The 21,338-nt window shown below is 38.7% G+C and carries 5 protein-coding genes; all 5 read right to left on the bottom strand.

Annotated elements, in window-relative coordinates:
- Window positions 1-38: 38 nt before the first annotated feature.
- Window positions 39-6,044, bottom strand: coding sequence for a type I polyketide synthase (locus IQ264_RS33345; protein ID WP_265583015.1), 6,006 nt, complete (start codon window positions 6,042-6,044; stop codon window positions 39-41).
- 976 nt (window positions 6,045-7,020) lie between these two features.
- On the bottom strand, window positions 7,021-9,150 hold the full coding sequence (locus tag IQ264_RS02715) for an ABC transporter ATP-binding protein/permease (RefSeq protein ID WP_193978338.1): 2,130 nt from the start codon (window positions 9,148-9,150) through the stop codon (window positions 7,021-7,023).
- Window positions 9,151-9,240: 90 nt separating this feature from the next.
- Window positions 9,241-10,419 (bottom strand): 2-isopropylmalate synthase, encoded by a 1,179-nt coding sequence (locus IQ264_RS02710; RefSeq protein WP_193978336.1) that lies wholly within the window; start codon window positions 10,417-10,419, stop codon window positions 9,241-9,243.
- 90 nt (window positions 10,420-10,509) lie between these two features.
- Window positions 10,510-14,682, bottom strand: coding sequence for a non-ribosomal peptide synthetase (locus IQ264_RS02705; protein ID WP_193978334.1), 4,173 nt, complete (start codon window positions 14,680-14,682; stop codon window positions 10,510-10,512).
- The gene (locus IQ264_RS02700; RefSeq protein WP_193978332.1) at window positions 14,679-21,254 is read right to left on the bottom strand and encodes a non-ribosomal peptide synthetase; all 6,576 of its coding nucleotides are present in this window, start codon (window positions 21,252-21,254) and stop codon (window positions 14,679-14,681) included. Before IQ264_RS02700 ends, IQ264_RS02705 begins: the two co-directional genes overlap by 4 nt.
- Between the last annotated feature and the right edge of the window lie 84 nt (window positions 21,255-21,338).

Here is a 21,338-nt window from a genome sequence, read left to right as displayed (position 1 = left end):
ATAAGCAGTTTGATTTAATGTTTCTGCTAAAACAGGGGTTAGGGGTTGGGGGTTGGGGAATTGTCTTTCTCCCTATCCCCTAACACCTGACCCCTATCCCCTAATTCTTCGGTTTCGGGGGCATAAATTATGTCTAATAATGACCTTTCTAGATAAGGAAGCAGAATTTCATTGCACTGTTCTAAAGTTTGACGGAACAGGGGTTGGGTGTCGTATAGTTGACGACCCATGTTGATGTATTGCGAGCCTTGTCCGGTGAATAAAAATGCTATTTTCGCGGCTTTTTTCTGGGGTTTATTTGGAGTTTTTACATCAGTTAGTTGCTCGATTAACTGTTCTTTAGACTCTCCAATAAATGCTAGACGATGACTAAAATGTTCCCGTCCTGTGTTCGCTGTATAGCAAATATCTGCTAAAGATACTTCAGGATTTGATATTAGATATTCTCGATAACGCTGTTGTAATTCTCTCAAAGCTTGTTCATTCTTTGCTGAGAGGGTTAGTAAGTGATAAGGACGCTCCCCTGCTCCCCTGCTCAAGAGCTCCTGTACTGGTGCTTCTTCTAAAATTACATGAGCATTTGTTCCCCCGATTCCTAAAGAGTTTACCCCCGCACGTCGCGGATGACCAGAAGTTTGCCAATCTTTTAAAGTAGTGTTGACGTAAAAAGGTGTGTTGGGTAAATCTAATTGCGGATTTGGTTGTTCAAAGTGGAGGCTTTTGGGAATTTTTTTGTGGTAGAGTGAGAGGACGGTTTTGATAAATCCGGCGATGCCAGCGGCGTTTTTCAAATGACCGATGTTGGTTTTAACTGAACCTATACCACAAAAGTTTTTTGCTTGGGTACTGGCGCGAAATGCTTGAGTTAATCCTGCAATTTCAATGGGATCTCCCAGTGGGGTTCCGGTTCCGTGTGCTTCGATGTATCCTATAGTTTCGGGGTCAATTTGAGCCATTGAAATTGCTTGTGCCACCACAGATGTTTGCCCATCGCTATTGGGAGCCGTGTAGCCAACTTTTGATGCCCCATCGTTATTAATAGCGGAACCTTTGATAACTGCATAGATGCGATCGCCATCTGCTAAAGCATCTTCTAATCGTTTCAAGAGCACCATTCCGGCACCACTACCAAAGATAGTCCCCTGAGCACGGGCATCAAACGCCCGACAATGCCCGTCTGGTGTAACTATCATTCCCTCTTGATACAAATGACCAACTTTTTGTGGTACATCAACTGACACTCCACCTGCTAAAGCCATGTCACTTTCGCCACTCAGTAAGCTGGCGCAAGCCAGATGTACTGTTACTAAAGATGTTGAGCAGGCGGTTTGCACATTGACGCTAGGGCCTGTAAGATTCAGTTTGTAAGAAATTCTGGTGGTGAGATAGTCTTTATCGTTGCCTATCATCATTTGCAAACCACCCATTGAGTCTACTGTAGTGACTTGCAAATTATCATTGATATCGAGATTGTGGCGGTTGGGATAAATATTATTTAGTAAGTAGGTGTTCATGAGGGCACCTGCATAAATGCCGATCGCGCCATCATAATTAAAAGGATTATAACCCGCATCTTCTAAACTTTCCCAGGCACATTCTAATAACAGACGTTGTTGCGGGTCCATCAATTCGGCTTCTCTGCTACTATAGCCAAAGAAGTCAGCATCAAAGGTTTCTATGTCTGATAATATTGGTTTGGCTTTGACGTAATTGGGGTTTTTTACTAGTTTTGGATCTATCCCAGCGGCAATCACTTCTTCATCGCTGAAAAAGGAAATCGATTCTACGCCATTAACTAAATTTTGCCAAAATTCATCAATATTGTTAGCACCAGGAAAACGACAGGAGATTCCAATCACGGCAATATCTGAATTACCTACACTGTGGCGAGAATTGCGAAATTGAGCGCGTTTTTGACCTTGTTTTACCGACGGTGATTCGGTTTGTTGATTTGATGTAGAGACGTTATATATAACGTCTCTACAGTATTTGGCTAAAGTGCTGATAGTGGGGTAGTTAAACATATCCACGATCGACAGTGGAATCGGGAATAATTCCTGTATCTTACTTTGAACTTGCACCAAAAGTAATGAGTATCCGCCTAGCTCAAAGAAGTTGTCATGAATGCTGATTTCTGGTAATTTTAAAGTTTCTTGCCAAATTTTGGCGATTTGAATTTCAATTTCGGTTACGGGTAGTGCAGCTTGGTTTGTCTGTTGATTTAAATCGCCTTTGCTCAGTCTTTCTCGGTCAATTATGCCAGTTTTAGTTAACGGCATTTGCGGTAATTGTACCAAGCTACAAGTTGTGGGTTTACCCAAGCGATCGTTGATTACCCAATCAGAGGTAATCTCTAGGGAAATGTTGCTTTTTGCTGTAAAATAGCCTGTTAGTTTCTCTAATGAATAAGTGGATTCTACATATTTACGAATATTTCGGTTACTCCCATCTAATCCTACGAACAAATGCGTTTGATTATGGTGTAAACCTATTAGCAAGGAGTACCATGCTTGTTGTACATTTATGGCGCAGTAGCCTTTAGTTTGCGCTAACTTTCCTCGTTGATAGTCTTGGCTAATGCCAATGCCGTCCCAAAGGCTCCAACTAAAACAATAGCTTTTTACTCCACACTTAGTTCGCTGATAATGTGTAAAACTCTCTAAAAATTGATTAGCTGCCACATACGCGCCGACCGTTGCACCGCCTAAGAAGCTAATTACAGAAGCGAAGTTGATAAATATTGCTTCTGGGTTGTCTTTGATTAGTTGATTAAGTACCCAAGTTCCGCTAACTTTGGCTTTTAAGGCTGTTGACCAAGTTTCTGGGCTTTCTTCCAGCAGCGATCGCTCTTGATAACTCCCGGCTAAATGCAATATACCATCTAGTTGACAATTCCAGCGACTTTTGGCTTGAGCAATTATTTGTTGCAACCGAGGTAAATCACAGACATCAACTGCTTCATAACTGATTTCTCCTCCCAGTTGCGTTAGTTCTTGATAGGCGGCAATTTTTGGTGATGTTGCCTCTGTAATGGGGGTTCTACCAATTAATAAAAGCTTGGCTTTATAAGTTTTGAGTAAATACTTAGCAATTTCTAGTCCAACGCCACCTAAACCGCCGCTAATTAAATACATTCCTCCTGGTTTAAAGGTAATTTCTTGGTGATTTTCTTTTGAGAATTCCACTGTTTCTAAGCGGGGAATCCATCTTTTTCCTTGGCGATATGCTACTTCCGTTTCTTTAGATAATATATGGATTTCTTGGATTAGGCGATCGGCGTTTACGATCGGTTCATCTATTGTTAAATCAATGTGGCAAGTTTTTAAATTGGGAATTTCTGGTTCAATTGCTTTGATTAAGCCAATTACAGGCGTTTTTTGATAGGCAATTTGGTCATCCGGTGAGATGAATTGACTATGACTGGAAGCTACTAATAACTGGATATTTTGCTGATTTTTTTGGGTTTTAGCTAAGGCTTTTATCAAGTAAAGTAGACTGTAGACCCCAGGAATTTGAGCTTGTTCTAATGATTCTAAGCTGGTAATTTCTTCTGGACAATCGTCATAAGTCCAGAGATGGAAAATTTGATTGATTTCCCAGTTTTTGGCAGTTAATTCAGATAGTAATTTCTGATAGTGTTCGGGATTGTTTGGGTCGATTCTATAGTGGTTAGAATCGATTTGTTCCCAGTCTAATCCGGCTTCTATTCCTACATACGCATGACCTAGTTTTTCTAATTCTCTAGCCAAACATTCTCCTAATCCCAAGTCATCTAAAAAGATGAGAATGTTGCCTGGTTTGATTGCGGGTATGAGGTTTGTTGGTTGTTTCGATCGCCAAGTCCGGCGATAAAACCAATTTGGTAGTAGGTTAGGATTTTCTAAGTTAATCCCTACTTGTTGAATTATAGTATCAAATTCACCTGCGGCAAAGCGTTTGGCTAATTGCGATCGCTGAATCTTGCCTATATCGGTTTTAGGAATTGCTTCTTTTTTGACGGGAATAATATAATTTGGGTTGACTCCAACATTTTTGACTACTGCACCCCGAATCTTCTTTAGCAGGTCTTTTAGTTTGGTTTGGTCAGAGACTGGAGAATTAAAAAAGATGGCTAATCGATCGGCATTATTCCCAGAAATTCGCACGGCACAAGCGGCTGTATAGGAAACTTCTACACCTTCGACTTCTTCAACCACTGATTCAATTTCATGGCTATAATAGTTAATTCCATTAATAATAATGTCGTCTTTATCTCTGCCTGTTAAAATAATTCTTCCCGATCTTATATAGCCGAGATCTCCAGTATTAAACCATCCGTCTGAGGTAAATGCTTCTTGATTTTTTTGCGGGTTTTGATAGTACCCTGAAGTTACGGAAGGCCCTTTGACTTGAAATTTCCCAATTACTCCTTCGCTAACTATTTGATTAGTTTCATCGACAATCCTGATTGAGGCTCCCGGAATTGGTTGTCCTAGTTCTACAAATGACATTTCATCTGATGTATTTTCTAAGGAAAAACTATCAGACCATGTTATTACTGAGCTAGTTTCTGACATCCCAAAAGCTGGACGAATAACATTAGCTGGCAGACCATGAGGCTGGAGCAGTTTGAGAAAGTTGCGTGCTACTTTGGGGACTATTTGCTCACCACCATTTACTAAAAATTTTAAAGAGGATAAATCATAAGACCGTTGGTTAATCTCACTTGCTCGCTCATTAATCAACGAAAAAGCAAAGTTTGGAGACCAGGAAATCGAGGCTTTATGGTGTTGAATCAACTCCAGCCATCGCAGGGGATTTTGCAGAATATATTCTGTGGATACATGGATTTGCTGACAACCGAGATCGACTGCCATCAATCCCAAAAGCACTATTGCGCCTACGTGCTCTAGTGGCATCCAGTTGAAGAAGATATCTTGACTCAAAAGGTTGTTTTGGGCGGTGCCACCAGTCATGCTTAACAGATTGCGATGATTTAGCATGACCGCTTTTGGAGTGCCTGTGCTACCTGATGTTAGTAATAGCAGTGCTAAGTCTTCTGCCTGACTTTGATGAATTTGACTATCTGGTTCGTTCTGGCGTAAATTATCTACTGTCTCAATGGAAAAGTTGTTTTCATTTAATAATTTTGGCAATCCTTGAATACTGGGAGCTAATTTGGTGCTGGTCAGAATTAGGGGGTGCTGTAACATTTGCCACCCATTGTGTAATTTACTGACGGCGTTGTTCACTTGTTCGTAGGTGGGGGCTATAGAAATCGGTACCGGAATAAATCCCCCTAATATACAGCCCCAAAAGGCGGGAATAAAGTCTTGACTTCTATCAATTTGAAATATTATTTTGTCTTGGGGTTTTACTCCTAGTTTTCTTAAGCCTGCTAATATCTTTTGTGCATCTAAGAGTAATTCTTTATATGTTTGAATAGTCTCTGAACTATCGGAATTAATATAAATTAGTTGTTTTTGCGGCCATTGCTGGGCGGTTTTTTCTAGGACTTGGGAAAGTATTTTAGGGGCATTTTTTTCTCGCTTTAGTTCTCCTCCATGACTGATTGCTAGTTGGCTGTCGCTGGATTTTTGGCTGCTGATTGTGCGGTCAAATTGGGTTGTTGGGTTTTGTTTTTCTTGATTTGTGAGATTTTTCCAGTCAGGTAGTATGTCTGTTAGTCGCAGCGATTCTTGTGTTTTGATTTGTTCAGTGATTACTACTGCTACTTGCTCTATTTCTGGTATTTTCTGGATTTGCTCTGCCCATTTTTCTGCTAGGTCATTGTCTGTGATTTCTAGCTGTTTGAGTGCTTTTTGGTCTATCTCTCCTGATGGGGTTAATGGTAGGGTTGAGATGGGGACGATCGCTTGCGGTATCCTTTCTTTTGGCAGGATTGCTTCCAGTTGCGATAACAAGAGTTCTTTTGTAAATAAACCTGTTGGAACTACATAAGCAACTAATTCTTGTAGTAATTGTTCTGTCTGTCGCTCTAGCACCACACAATCTTCTACTATTTCAGTTGATTGGATGGTTAGGGCTATTTCTTGATTGTTCATTTTTCTTTGACTTAAATTGGCCAAAGACTGACTATAATTATCTAACTGCATTAGCTTTTTAATTTTCCTTTGTTGTTTGCTAAATTCGTCAATTAATCACTAGGAACAATCATATAAAATTATGCAATGTTGTCAATAATTTCCGGCAATTATTTTCAATAATCTTAATATCAACCAGGTTGGTCAAGCTACGTGAATTCATGTTTAGCACCCAAAATGTTCGAGAAGTTAAGCCCTGTTATATAAACTATGCCTCAAGCTGATTTTGGCTTTTTCATCAACTCTTGAGAGAGACTGGTCTTTTAAAGTTTTTTATGCTGAGACAGCATTATTTGAGCATTTATAACAATCTGTATTGTCGATCGCTTTAGTGGATTAGTCAATACACTTTAGAAAAATTACCTGATTTTTCCTTAATTATAACTTTCATAAATATATATTAAATTTTATCTACAAATTCGATTAAATTTAATTGTATATTTCCTGAAGTTGCATTTATGTCGCTAGGTAGAAGAATTAAATTTTATATTGTATATATAGATTATTTGATTAAAATAATATTAAATTTTGCAGACTAAGTAGGTATAGGTAAATAAAGTAAAAACCTCAAAAGATGACCAACCAGCTTAAAAGCCTTTGTTGCAATGGTTTTAGGTTTATATAGCTGGTTGGTCATCTTTACTTTAATTACCATCACCTACTTAATTAGACAAAATTTAATCGTATGTTTTTTTACCTGCTTTTTGCTCGCGCAACCTATACTTAGTAGCGTAAGTTGCTAGTTATTAATTGTGGGTAAATTTGTGGTTTGTCTTGTGCGTCAGAACTAAAAATTACTGTGACTCTCGTGAATTTTAGAGTCTGACGTACCCTACGGATGATAACTAGCAACTTGCATTAGTACATATTTTTTTACTAGATACTTTGAAGACAGAGGACTTGTATCATATTTAACAGAGAATATTTGCTCTGAGTTCTAAAGTCTCACCCATTTCAACACTTTGGGATCTTTGTTGTAGTAGTAGACTATGCCATCTTTAGTTGTAACAGTTTTACCTTGACTTGCCATACTTCTAATACTACTGATTTGATAATCTGTTAACTGCTGCATTTCCTTATGAGACAACTCTACAGTTGGGCTAATTTCTCCTGATATTTCTGAGGGATTTTGGGAGGGAGTCTGAGGAGAATTATCTGGACTAATTACAGAGATTTCTACAATGTTTGGAGAAGGAATTTCAGGCGGATTATCTGGGCTAATTTCTGCGGAGACTTCTGGAATATTTGGGGAAGGAATTACAGAAGAATTATCGCTTTGGTTTTGAGGATGTTCTGGGGGAGGAATGTCGATCGCTTTTTGCCTCTGATAATCTGACACGGAGATGAGTCGCCATTTAGAATTGTCTGTTAATTCCAATACCCATTGATGATAATTAAACAGGCTTTCTCGATGTCCTACACTGATAAAAGTTGTCTTGGTTTTTTGTAATTCTTGATATAACTTTCCTTCATTTTTCAAATCTAAAGCACTAGTTGCTTCATCTAATATTGTGAACCTGGGATGAGTCACCACCAGTCGTGCAAAAGCAAGGCGTTGTTGTTCGCCCAAAGATAATATATTTTCCCAAGGAACTTCTTTATCAAAACCTTCGATTCGTGGCAGTAAATTTTGCAAATTAACTTGTTCTAAAACTGCTTCGAGTTCTCGATCGCTCATTTCACGAGTAGTGTGAGGATAAAGTAACTGTTCGCGCAAAGTACCTAAAATAATATAGGGACGTTGCGGTAAAAATAACATATCTTCTAGAGGAGGTCGGACTAAACGACCAGTTCCAGCATTCCACAGACCTGCGATCGCACGCAATAGAGAACTTTTTCCTCGTCCACTTGGCCCAACAATTAATAAACCTTCTCCAGGATGCACCGTGAGTGATAGCTTTTCCACGATCGTCTGTTCGTAGTCAGGCGTTTCTAAGGTGACATTCTCAAAAGCCAAACGGTTATCTTCGATTGTTTTAATCGTACTTACATTCTCAGGCTGTTTAATCACAGATTCCAACGCACCCGAAAACTCAGATAAACGATCGATATAACTGCTAAGTCTTCCTGAAGTACCAAATTCGGCAATTAATTCTGCCATAGCACCTGAAAAATAATTGCAAGCTATACTAGCCTGACTAATTTCTCCAAAATCAATTTCACCTCTTATATGAAACGGCCCGAATACGATAAAAGGAAAGATTTGGAGACCTGCTTGATATCCTCTGTTGAAAAGATCCTGACTTCTCTCCCAATCAATCTTGCGTTTAGTAGTTTGAACAATATTCTTAAATCTTCGCATTACTATATTTGATTCTTGGTCTTCTCCCTGAAAAAAAGCTATTGACTCTGCATGATTACGAATATGAGTTAGGCTGTAAGTATAGTCTGCTTCAAATCCAATTTGGTCTTTATTAATCTGATTCAATTCTTGAGTTAAATAAAGAGCAATTAAATTGCCGATTACAGTATAAATAATCACTATCAATGCTACCCATTGGGAAAGAGACCAAAGAATTACTAGAAAAACGGACATTTCCAACACTTTTTCTAGGAAAACAGCCGAAAAGCTCATAGCATTCTTAGTCAGGGGTGAGAGTTCTTGGGATATCCTTTGATCTGGATTATCAATATCGGATTTAAAGTTGATTTTATAATAAGCACGATTGCTCAAATATTTTTCTAAAATATGATTATTTAGCCATTGATACCAATCAAGAGCGATTTGTTTTCTAACAAATTTAGAAAATCCAACTAATAAAGTTGTCCCGACTAGGACAACAGCGTAAAGCGATAACGTATCAATAAATTTATTAGCATCTTTATCATTAGTAATGGCATCTATCAAATAGCGAGAAACGAAGGAATTAAAAGCAGTTGTCCCCACAAGCATGGTGATTAATAATATTAGTAAAACAAGCATTGCCCAGGAACGCATTACGGCTGAAAATGCTCTTCCTCCTGGCTGTGTTGGATACCAGTAAGGTGCTAATATTGCTCTAACATTCTGCCAAAATCCTGTGGAATTATTGGTTGAATTTTTATCAATAGAGATTGTAGATTGCATATCTTAAGTTCAAATTTATACTAAGGAAATTGAAATTAAGAATTCAGCAGTTAGACTGGGAAAATTTCTTCTCTGAATCCTTAAAATTGATTAATCAAATATACCATTTTTCCATAACTCTACAACCTCATTAGCTGTAAAATACCGTTCTTGTTCCGTAGCCAGAGATTTAATTTTTGAGCGCATTTTTTCGTATTTCTCTCTTGGTTGAGGATTTTGCAGTTGCTTTTCAAATAGATATTGGAAATTACTAACTCCACTCCCTTTGCCAAACACAACTTCGATCGTATTATACGGGAATACCGCATAACTCTTAGGATCGGAAAATAAAGAATTTACATGAATACCTGATTCATGGCGTTGACTACTCTGAGAATAAGGAGAAGCCGGACGAACCCCTAATTTTTCAATATAATCAGTCACATGGGCAATAGCATCATAGTTAATTCCCGCAACTTCCATACCAAAGCGGATTCGCAACCCATTTAACACCTGCTCTAAGGCAACATTTCCGGCTCGTTCTCCTAAACCGCAAAATGTCCCTGACACTAAAGTAGCTCCTGCAATGAGAGACTGGAGAGTATTTTCCAAAGCCATGCCCATATCATTGTGATAATGTACCCCCAATGCTACCCCTGTGGTAGATTGGAGCAGATCGTTAACCCAGACATAACTTTTTTCTGGATTCAAAATACCAACTGTATCACAAAGTAAAAAGTTTTCAATATAAGGGCTAAAGGAGCGAATACATTGCACTAAATAGTCAAAATCGGCTCTCGAAGCATCTTCAGCAGCAAAGTCTACTCTAAACCCAGCAACCTTGGAAGCATAGTGCAAATTTTCCACAGCTAAATCAATAGCATTTTGGCGGATTTTATTAATTATTTTTGCTGGGATATTATCATCAATGGTTTTGCCTTGGAATTCGCTCATGAGACGAACTTCACGGTCTCGCAAAAACAACAGTCGATCGGAAAGACCAAGAAACAAAATAATGCGTTTAACACCGTAGCTCTTTGCTCGATCGATATACTGCTTTCCCATCATCGTGGCAGCAAAGATTAAATCATCATATCCCTCGATAACTAATGATTTGACTAGCTCTTGTTCCTGTTCACAGACACAAGGCATCATGGAAAGTCCATGAACTCCTGCTTGACCAATCAAATGGGCAAGTTTATGTTTGGTTGGATAAGAGAAGAAAATTCCGGCTTGTTGTTCTCCATCCCGTAGGGTTTCATCATAAATTTTGAGTGAAATAGTTTCCATGATTCCTCTGATTAAACTAATTGGTGTTCGTAATTTGTGATTAAGAAGAAATTTCAGGAATAAACTCCTCGCTACCAACCTATTTAGAGGTTAAGACATTAGTATTTGTAAGTGAGTAGCTAATGTTTTTACGTTTGGTTCATAAAGCATTCGACCATGATTTCCAGGTATAGATATCACTTTAACAGGCTGTTGAGTATATGCTTGCCATCCCCAATCCTGTAAATTGTAATGGGAAAAAGCTTGCAATTCTTGTAAAACAATTTCATGAATTTCTTGAGCGCGGAATAAAACAATGGGAGCAGAAATTGTATAATTAGGACGATAATTTGCATAATTGAATGTTACTAATTTCATCACTTTCATATTGGTTTTGATTAAATCAAGGCTGGAATGTTCTGGGAGAATATTATGTCGATATAAATACTCTGCCGCCACATCCCAGCGGGCTTGGTCGTCGGGTTGAGTAATTAAATCAGCGTATTCTAAACCGAGAGAAATTCCCTTTAAAGCTTCAATGCGTTGGAGTAATTGCCATATCCAATCAATCTCGGCTCTATGAGTGAAATATTTAGGATCGCAAACCAATCCAGCGTCAAAGATAGCTAGTAATTCTACTTTTTCGCCTTGCTGTTCTAGTTGGGAAACCATTTCAAAAGCAACAGCACAACCTGATGAGTATCCTGCCAGTATGTATGGACTTTTGGCTTGTTGCTGACGTAATACATCAATTAGTTGGCTGGCATGAAGTTCTACTGAGTCTGGAACTTTGCTCATTCCATTTCTTCCTGGAGTTTCTAGGCTATAAACTGCATAATTTTCTAAGTTGTTAGCCAAATTTTGAAAATAGAAACCATGTCCGTTTGCACCTGGTAAACAAAATAGAGGAGTTGCATTTCCTTGAGGTTGGAGTGAAAGCAAATTGGGATGGAATTGTTGTTGATTATGAGAGAGTTGTTCTGCCAATTGAGCAATTGTTGGATTTTGAAATAAACTGCTTAAAGCAAGTTGTCGATCGAATACTTGTTGAATATGATTGAGTAATTTGATTGCCAATAAAGAATGACCACCTAAGTCGAAAAAGTTATCGTGAATGCCAATTTCTTGACGATCGAGTACAGCAGACCAGATCTGTGCTAATTGTTTTTCAATATTATTGCGTGGGGCTATATATCCGCCTGCAACAGAAATATTGGGAATAGGTAAAGCTTGGCGATCGATTTTCCCATTAGGAGTTAAAGGCAACTCATCAAGCACAATGATTTGAGCAGGTATCATGTAATCAGGTAGACGGGATTTAAGATAATTTTTTAATTCCGCAGCCAAATCATTGCTAATTCCTGTGATATATGCAATTAAACTCTGGTTGTTCTCAGTTTTATATAAAGTGACAACAGCTTCTTTAACTGAGGGATGTTGTAATAAAGATGATTCAATTTCACCGATTTCAATTCTAAAACCTCTGAGTTTAATTTGGGCATCAATCCTTCCTAAACATTCAATATTTCCCTCTGAATTCCATTTGGCTAAGTCGCCTGTTTTGTAAATTTGCTCAGTTTTACCAAACACATCTACTTCAAGAAATTTTTCTTTGGTTAAGTCGGGACGATGCAAGTAACCTCTAGCTAAACCAACTCCTGCAATACACAATTCGCCCGGTATTCCTGGCGGTAATGGTTGATTTTGTGCATCTAAAATATAAAGGCGGACATTGGAAAAAGGTTTACCAATAGGTGGTTTTTTGTCATTAGGTTGACAAAGATAAATCACATTACAAATTGTCGTTTCTGTAGGCCCATAGCCATTCCAAAATTGTCGCCCTGGTGTCCATTCTTTGATTAATTCAGCTGAACAAGCTTCTCCGCCGACTATGACAGTTTGCAAATCGGGTAAAGCATCTGGCGGTAATAGAGATAAAACTGAAGGGGGGACAATAAAATGTGAAATCTTGCTTGTTGCTAATAAGTTAACTAAGCTTTGAGTGTTTAACAAAGTGTCTTTTTTGGCAAGATACAAACAAGCTCCCGCTACCAGAGTAGGGGCAATTTCAGCCATAGACATATCAAAACTAAAAGAAGCTAGTTGCAGGAAATGGTTGTGAGGTTGAATTTGAAAAATTTGTAGCCATGCTAAAACAAAATTAGTCAATCCCCGATGCTCAATCATCACTCCTTTGGGTTTTCCGGTGGAACCAGAAGTATAAATTAGATATGCTAAATTTTCTGGTTTAGTTTGAGATGGGGGATTTTTTGTTGATTCGCCACTAAAAATTTCTGAGTCTAAGCAAATAAGTTTACAAGAGATTTTTAAGGGTAATTTATTTTCGATAAAGCTTTGAGTTAGCAATATTGATGCACTCGAATCTTCGAGCATAAATTGAATGCGTTCTGGCGGGTAATAGGGGTCAATTGGTAAATAAGCACCACCAGCTTTAAGAATAGCCAATATGCCAATAATCATCTCGAAAGAACGTTCAACACAGATACCAATTAAAGTGTCTGGCTGAATTTGGTGATTTTGAATTAGGTAATGAGCAAGTTGGTTGGCTTTTTGATTGAGTTGTTGATAGGTTAGGCTTTGGGATTCAAATACTAAAGCGATTTGAGCGGGGTTTTTAGTAACTTGTTGTTCAAATAGGTTAACGAATGTTTGATTTAGGGGGTAGTCGGTTTGAGTTTGATTCCAGCGTTGTAGTTGTAGTAGTTCGGTTGCTGTCATCAAAGGTAAAGTATTTATTGATTGGTGAGGACGATCGACAATTCCCTTGAGCAGAACTTCAAAGTGTTCCGCCATTCTTTGGATAGTATCCTTTTCAAACAGATCGGTGGCGTATTCCCAAGAGCAATTTAACTGGTTGTCATATTCCATTACTAGCAGCGTTAAGTCAAACTTAGCGATCGCACTCTTAACTCCCAGTAATTCAATCTCTAACCCTGAGAAATCCAAATCTGGACTTTCATTATTTTCCAGAGCAAACATCACCTGGAATAATGGGTTATAACTCATACTGCGTTCTGGTCGTAACTTTTCTACCAACACTTCAAAGGGAACGTCTTGATGTGCATAAGCATCTAAACAAGTTTGCCGAGTTTGTTGTAAAAACTCAATAAAACTTTGCTCTGGTTTGATTTGCTGACGCATGACCAAGGTATTAACAAAAAAGCCAATTAACCCTTCAGTTTGACTATGGGTGCGGTTGGCAATGGGAGTACCAATACACAAATCTTCTTGCCGACTATAACGAGATAGTAAAATACTCAAAGTAGCCAACAAAGTCATATATAAACTTACGCCTTGTTGTTGACTAAAAGCATTGACAGCAACAGTTAATTCTGGAGAGATAGAGTAGAGATAGCGATCGCCTTTGTAACTTTGCTGTGCTGGACGGGGATAATCTGTAGGTAATTCCAGTAATGGGGAAGCATCGCCTAGTTGATGTTTCCAGTAATTAATCTGCTGTTCTAATACTTCGCCTTGTAACCAATTTCTTTGCCAAGTTGCATAGTCGCTGTATTGAATCGGTAAAGGAGCAAGATTTGGGGTCTTACCTTCAGAATAAGCAGTATAAGCTTGCCGTAACTCCCGCACAAATACACCCATTGACCAACCATCACTGATAATGTGGTGCATATTAATTGCCAACACAGATTTTTGCTCATGCAATTGTAGCAATTTGGCTTTAAATAAAGGGCTAGTATTTAAATTAAATGGTTCTTGTGCATGAGCATCAATTAAATCTTGGATATTTAATAATTGGGAATTTTCATCCAAGTTGCGGCAATCTTGTACAGTTAAAACTTCAATTTCGTCTAAATTAAGGATTGCTACTTGGGGTTCTCCTGCAACTGTGGGAAAATACATTCTTAGACTCTCGTGGCGATCGACCAAATAAGCCAAACTAGAGCGCAGAGCGTCAATATTCAGGTTGCCGTTTAATTGGAGAGCGATCGGCATATTGTAAGCTGTTGATGACCCTTGGAGTTGTGCCAATAGCCAGAGGCGTTGTTGAGCAAAGGACAGCAGTTTGGGAGAGTCAGGACTTAAAACCGGAATTTCTACTGTTGAAACAACTTGCGTTTTAGCAGCTTTCAAGAAGGCGAGAATCTCTGCTTTGTGGGTTTGAATTTCCTGCTTGAGTTCCGCAGTCAGGGCATTTTTGCTAGTACGAATCCGTAACTTATCATCTTCAGCCCAAATTTTGCAGCCCAAATTTTGCAAACGAAGCATTAAAGAAACTATTTGCTGATTGTGTGTCATGGTCATAGTTCAATTTCCTCTTCGTCTGAGTTTAAAGGTTCTATATCTGCGGTAGCAGAATTAATCCAAAGGCAGCTATCTATATAATTTGCCAAGTCAATCAAGTTGGGAGACTCAAATACTTGACGCAGTGGTATTTCTACTTTAAAAGTGTCGCGGATGCGATAACAAAGTTGAGTAGCAAGTAATGAATGTCCTCCCAAGTTAAAGAAATTATCTTGTCGGGCTATGACTTCATATTTCAGTAACTTGGCCCATATTTGCGCCAGGGATTTTTCTGTTTCTGTGACAGGTAATTCAATATCTGTGGCTGCAACTGCTGTCTCTGGTGCAGGTAAGGCTTTACGGTCTATTTTGCCATTTGGTGTGAGTGGTAGTTTTTCCAACACAACAAAATGGCTAGGAATCATATAATCAGGGAGAGTTCTGGCTAGAAAGCGCCGCCATTCTGCGAATAAAGCTGGATGATCTGGATTGGTGCCTTCTTTTGTTGCTGTTGACACAATATAAGCTACCAGCCGTTTATCCAGGTCAGTTTCTGCCCGAACAATGGCTACTGCTGCCTGAATTTTGGGATGTTTAACTAATGTCGCTTCAATTTCACTTAATTCAATTCGGAAACCACGCAGTTTAATTTGATGGTCAATTCGACCTAAGTATTGTAAATTTCCATCAGGTAACCAACGGGCTAAATCGCCGGTTTTATAAATACGCTCAGTTTTACCAAATAATTCTAATGTGATGAATTTTTCGGCGGTTAAATCTGGACGATGCAAATAACCTTGTGCTAAACCTGCACCTGCAATGCAGAGTTCTCCGGGAATACCGGGAGGTAGTGGTTGATTGTGTTGATCTAAAATATAAATGCGTGTGTTGGCGATCGCCTTGCCAATAGATAATACAGATCCTTGAGCATAGTCTTTTTGGTCAAAATTGTTTACTTGACAAATCTCTGACCAAATAGTAGTCTCCGTCGGACCATAAAGATTCCAAAGTTCAGCACTTCTTTCTAGTAGTTGCTCGGCCAGTTCCCAAGTTAATGCCTCACCACCACAGCAGATTTTGAGTTGAGTTGAACCTTGCCATCCTGCGGCTAACAACATCCGCCAGGTAGCAGGAGTAGCCTGCATAAAAGTAACGGCATTGTTCACTAATTGTTCTGCTAACTGGAACCCATCAGAGGCGATTTCTCTACTGGCAAGAATTATTTTTGCTCCTACTATTAGAGGTAAATAAATTTCCAGCGCAGCAATATCAAAAGATATCGTTGTCACAGCCAGGAGAGTATCGGACGCATTTATTCCAGGCTGTTCTTTCATGGAATATAAGAAATTAGTCAATGAGGCGTGACAAATGGCCACTCCTTTTGGTCTACCTGTGGAACCAGAGGTATAAATTACATAAGCCAAATCATGGTAATTGGTAATTGGTAATTGGTAATTAAAAACCTCCCCACTCCCAACTCCCGACTCCCGACTTCCATGCTCCAGTCCATCTAAAAATACTAATTGAGTAGTATTTTTCAGTTGTTCTAACGGCAGCTGTTTTTGCAGGGATTTAGTTGTTAGTAAAACCGCCGCATTACTATCTTCAAGGATTAAATTAATACGTTCTTGGGGATAACTCGGATCAATTGGGACATAAGCTCCACCTGCTTTGAGGATAGCAAATATCCCAATCAGCATTTCTAAAGACCGTTCAACACAAATACCAATTAAAGTATTGGGTTGAATTTGGTAATTTTGAATTAAATACTGAGCTAGTTGATTAGATTTTTGATTCAGTTGTTCATAAGTCAAGCTTTGATTTGCAAACACCACTGCAACTTGATCGGGGGTTTTTTCTACCTGTTGTGCAAACAGAGTCATCAGAGTATCCTTTTGAGGATAATCTACCTCTGTTTGATTCCAAATTTGCAGTTGTTTAATTTCTGCTGGGGTGATGATGGATAGCTGATAAATTGGCTGTTGAGGATTTTGGGTAATTGCTGTCAGCAAAACTTCCAAATGTCCCGCCATGCGTTTAATTGTGTCCGCTGCAAATAAATCTGTGGCATATTCCCAGATACAATGTAGCTGGTCTTCCCTTTCCGACAGATACAGTGTTAAATCAAACTTTGCAAACGGATAATTTTGTTCTACTGGTTGAATCTCCAACTCTGTTAAACTAACACTTTTCCCTGCACCTTCCACATTTTGCATGACTATCATCACTTGGCACAGGGGACTATAGCTTAAGCTGCGTTCCGGTTGCAGTCTTTCTACTAAATACTCAAAGGGGATATCTTGATGAGCGTAAGCATCTAAACAAGTCTGGCGAGTTTGTTGCAGTAATTCACTAAAGCTTTGTTCTGGCTTGATTTTGCTCCGCAATACTAAGGTATTGACAAAAAAGCCAATTAACCGTTCTGTGTAACTATGGGTGCGGTTAGCAATGCCAGAACCAACACATAAATCTTCTTGACGGCTATAACGCGATAGTAAAATGTTAAAAGCCGCCAACAAAGTCATAAACAAACTAACACCCTGTTTTTGACTCAAAACTTTAAGTTTTTCAGTCAACTCGCTACTCAAACTATATTCCTCGCGTCCACCTCGGTAACTTTGTTGTGCTGGACGAGGATAATCTGTAGGTAAATCGAGTAATTGAGGCGCATCTTTTAGCTGTTGTTTCCAATAGTTTTCTTGAGTTTCTAAAATCTCTCCTTGTAGCCAACTGCGCTGCCAAGCTGCATAATCAGTATATTGAATTGGTAATGGTGAAAAATTCGGAACTTTCCCCGCTGCAAAAGCAGAATAAGCTTGTTCCCATTCCCGTTTAAATACTCCCATTGACCAACCATCACTAATGATGTGGTGCATATTAATCAGTAGGATATTTTTCTGTTGGCTCAGTTGCAGTAGTTTTGCTTTGAACAGGGGGCCAGTATTTAAGTCAAAGGGTTCTTGAGCATGGCTATCAGTTAACCGTTGTACAGTTTGAACTTGTGTGTGGGGAGCGAGTGCTTGTAAGTCCGCAATTTCTAATACTTCTATATCTTCGATATTTTGAACTACTACTTGCGGTTCTCCACCCAAGGTGGGGAAATAAGTGCTTAAACTGGTATGCCGTTGGAGTAAATAAGTTAAACTTTGCTGGAGAGCTTCTAAATTTAATTTACCATCTAGTTGGAGTGCGATCGGCATATTGTAAGCCGAAGTTCCTTGACCTTCCAGTTGAGCGATAAACCAGAGTCTTGACTGAGCAAAAGACAGAGTTTTAGGTTCATTTTCGAGTTGGGGTGTAATGGGAGGTAAAACAACACTCGTCGCCGCTAGATCAATTTCCCTCGCCAATTCAGATAAAATGTTTTGCTCAAATACCTTGCGGACGGGTAATTCTACACCAAAACTGTCACGAATTCGGGCAACTAATTGAGTTGCTAACAGGGAATGTCCACCCAGTTCAAAGAAGTTATCAGAACGACCAACAGACTGAAATTTTAATAAATCTTGCCATAAACTCACGAGTATTTCTTCTGTGGAAGTTATTGGCATTTCCCAAGCAGTAGAAGCGGTTGTATTTGGTGCTGGTAATGCGCGGCGGTCTAGTTTACCGTTAACAGTCAGAGGAAATCGATCCAAAACCATAATCTGGCTAGGCAGCATATAATTCGGCAGACGATTTTTCAAGTATTGCTTGACTTCATCTCCTAAAGTGACGGAGGATTTTTCTGCCGCCGTAATATAGGCTATTAATCTGGGATTGCCATCAGCTTCATATAAAATTACAAAAGCTTCTTTAATTGATGAATGTTGTAATAAAAGTGATTCAATTTCACCAAGTTCAACTCTAAAGCCGCGTAATTTTACTTGCTCGTCTATCCGACCTATATATTCTAAATTGCCTTCAGCATTCCATCTTGCTAAGTCACCTGTTTTATAAATGCGCTCAGTTTTTCCAAATAATTCAACTTCAATAAATTTTTGGCTAGTAGTTTCAGGACGGTTGAGATAACCTCTAGCTAAACCAACTCCTGCAATACACAATTCCCCTGGTATTCCTGGCGGTAATGGTTGATTATTTGCATCTAAAATATAAATGCGGAGATTAGATAACGCTTTACCAATTGGTGGTTTTTCACCATTGGATTGACAAAGATAAATAGCCGCCGTCACAGTAGATTCTGTTGGGCCGTAGCAATTATATAAATGTTGTTCTCTTCCCCACTGACTTACTAATTCAGCCGGACAAGCCTCTCCTCCAACAGTAATACATTGCAAATCAGGGAAACTCGCCTTTGGTAAGACAGATAAAGCTGAAGGTGATAAAAAGCCGTGAGTAATTTTGTGTTCTGTTAAAAAGTTAACTAAGCTTTGACCAGGTAATAAAGTATCTTTATTGCCTAAATATAAACAAGCACCTGCTGATAAAGCAGTTGCAATTTCACCAATAGATAAATCAAAACTAAAAGACCCAAATTGCAGTAAGCGGTTGTAATTTTGAACTTGGAATTTTTCAGCCCAGGCTAAAGCTAAATTAACAATTGCTTGGTGTTCAATCATCACACCTTTAGGTCTGCCTGTTGACCCAGAAGTGTAAATAACATAAGCCAAATTGTCAGGTTTAACTTGATTCTTACTTATTTCCCTTTGTATCTTTCGTTGCGTCTTTGCGTCTTGGCGTGAGCTATCGTCTAAATAAACAACTGCAACAGGATTTTCTAAACTATCTAAAGGTAATTTATCTACTAAAAAACTTTGGGTTAGTAAAACTGATATCCCAGAATCTTCTAACATGAACTGAATTCTTTCTGGGGGATAATTGGGGTCAATCGGTACATAAGCCGCACCAGCTTTGAGAATACCGAGAAGACCAACGATCATTTCTAAGGAGCGTTCGGCAGAAATACCAATTAAGGTATCTGGTTGTATTTGGTAATTATGAATTAAATAATTAGCTAGTTGGTTGGCTTTTTGATTGAGTTGTTGATAAGTCAGGCTTTGGGATTCAAAAACTAAAGCAAGATTATCAGGATTTTTCTTAACTTGTTGTTCAAATAAATCAACTAAAGTTTTATCTTGGGGATAGTCGGTTTGAGTTTGATTCCAGTTTTGTAGTTGCTGGCGTTCGTTTTCTGTCAGCAAGGATAGAGTATTGATTGATTTATGGGGATTATCAATAATTTGCTTGAGCAGAACTTCAAAATGTCCTGTCATCCTTTGGATAGTTTCGCTTGCAAACAAATCGGTTGCATATTCCCATTCTCCGGTTAAACCTTGGGGAGTTTCGCGGAAAATCAAGGATAAATCAAATAGTGTTGTGGTGTTTTCCCATTCAAAACGGGTGAGAGTTAAACCAGGAAGTTCTATCTTTTCTTGTGTTCCATTTTGCAAACCAAAAGCTACTTGAAATAGGGGATGATGAGCAAGCGATCGCTCTAATCCCAGTTCATCCACTAATTTTTCAAAGGGCAAATCTTGATGCTCGTAAGCATCCACAGTTACTTGTTTTACCTTGGCAAGTAATTCTAAGAAAGTGGGATTTCCTTGTAAGTTAATCCGCAAGGCTAAAGTATTGACAAAAAAGCCAATTAGGGGTTCAATTTCTTTACGGTTGCGATTAGCGATCGCAGATCCGACAACAATATCTGACTGTCTGCTATAACGCGAAAGTAAAATTGTAAATACTGCCAGCAAAGTCATGAACAGCGTTGTGCCAGATTCTTGACTCAAACGCTTTAATTTTTGAGTTAAATTAGGATTAATAGTTAAAAATTCGCTACGTCCGCGAAAAGATTGCACTGAGGGGCGCGATCGATCTGTAGGCAATTCTAACAAAGGCGGAACATCAGCTAATTGTTGTCGCCAATAATTGAGTTGAGTTTGCAGTATTTCTCCCTTTAACCATTCTCTTTGCCAATAAGCAAAATCTGCATATTGCAGCGATAATGGTGGTAATGGAGAGGGTTTTCCAGCGCCAAAAGCGTTATAAAGACTGAACAATTCCCGGCGGAATATTTCCATTGACCAGCCATCACAAACTATATGATGGATGACTATTAATAGCAGATGGGACTTATCATTTAGTTGCAACAATTTTACGCGCAACAAAGGTGGATTTGATAAATCAAAAGGTTGTTGAAATTCTACTATTGCTAACTGTTGTGCTTTCTTTAATTGGTCTGTTGCTGTTAATTCTCGCCAGTCTAGCACCTGTATTGGTAGTTTTACTGTAGGGTGAATTACCTGTATTGGAGCTCCATCAATAACTGAAAATGTAGTGCGTAAAACTTCATGCCTTTGAACAATTTCTCTAATAGCTTGTTCTAAAACTGGTATCTGAAGATCGCCGCTCAGTTGCCAGAAAATAGGAACATTATAGGGACAATTTTCTGCTTCTAATTTATCTATAAACCATAATCTTTGTTGAGCAAAAGAAAGGGGAAGAGATTGTTGGCGAGAAATCGGTGCTAGGGATGGAGTTTGTTGTTTATGATGATTTTGCCGGGATAATTCTTGTTGCTCTTTGAGCTTTTGCAGGACTAATTCGCGTTTTTCAGGAGAAAGATTTTCCAGACGTTTTAGTAGGTCACTCATAATACTCTTCAGGTAAATGCCAATTTTTCTAATTAAATAATCTGGCAACCTTTACAAATATCTTTGAATTAAGACAAAAAATAT

Origin of the sequence: [Phormidium] sp. LEGE 05292 (assembly GCF_015207735.1) — a bacterium.
GTDB lineage: Bacteria > Cyanobacteriota > Cyanobacteriia > Cyanobacteriales > Aerosakkonemataceae > Floridanema.
The sequence above is the reverse complement of the archived record's forward strand: the minus strand, read 5'-3'. Positions and strand labels throughout refer to the sequence as shown.

Coding starts and splice junctions, on each gene's coding strand:
- IQ264_RS33345 (WP_265583015.1), bottom strand. CDS start 6,044: ATGAACAATCAAGAAATAGCCCTAACCATCCAATCAACTGAAATAGTA.
- IQ264_RS02715 (WP_193978338.1), bottom strand. CDS start 9,150: ATGCAATCTACAATCTCTATTGATAAAAATTCAACCAATAATTCCACA.
- IQ264_RS02710 (WP_193978336.1), bottom strand. CDS start 10,419: ATGGAAACTATTTCACTCAAAATTTATGATGAAACCCTACGGGATGGA.
- IQ264_RS02705 (WP_193978334.1), bottom strand. CDS start 14,682: ATGACCATGACACACAATCAGCAAATAGTTTCTTTAATGCTTCGTTTG.
- IQ264_RS02700 (WP_193978332.1), bottom strand. CDS start 21,254: ATGAGTGACCTACTAAAACGTCTGGAAAATCTTTCTCCTGAAAAACGC.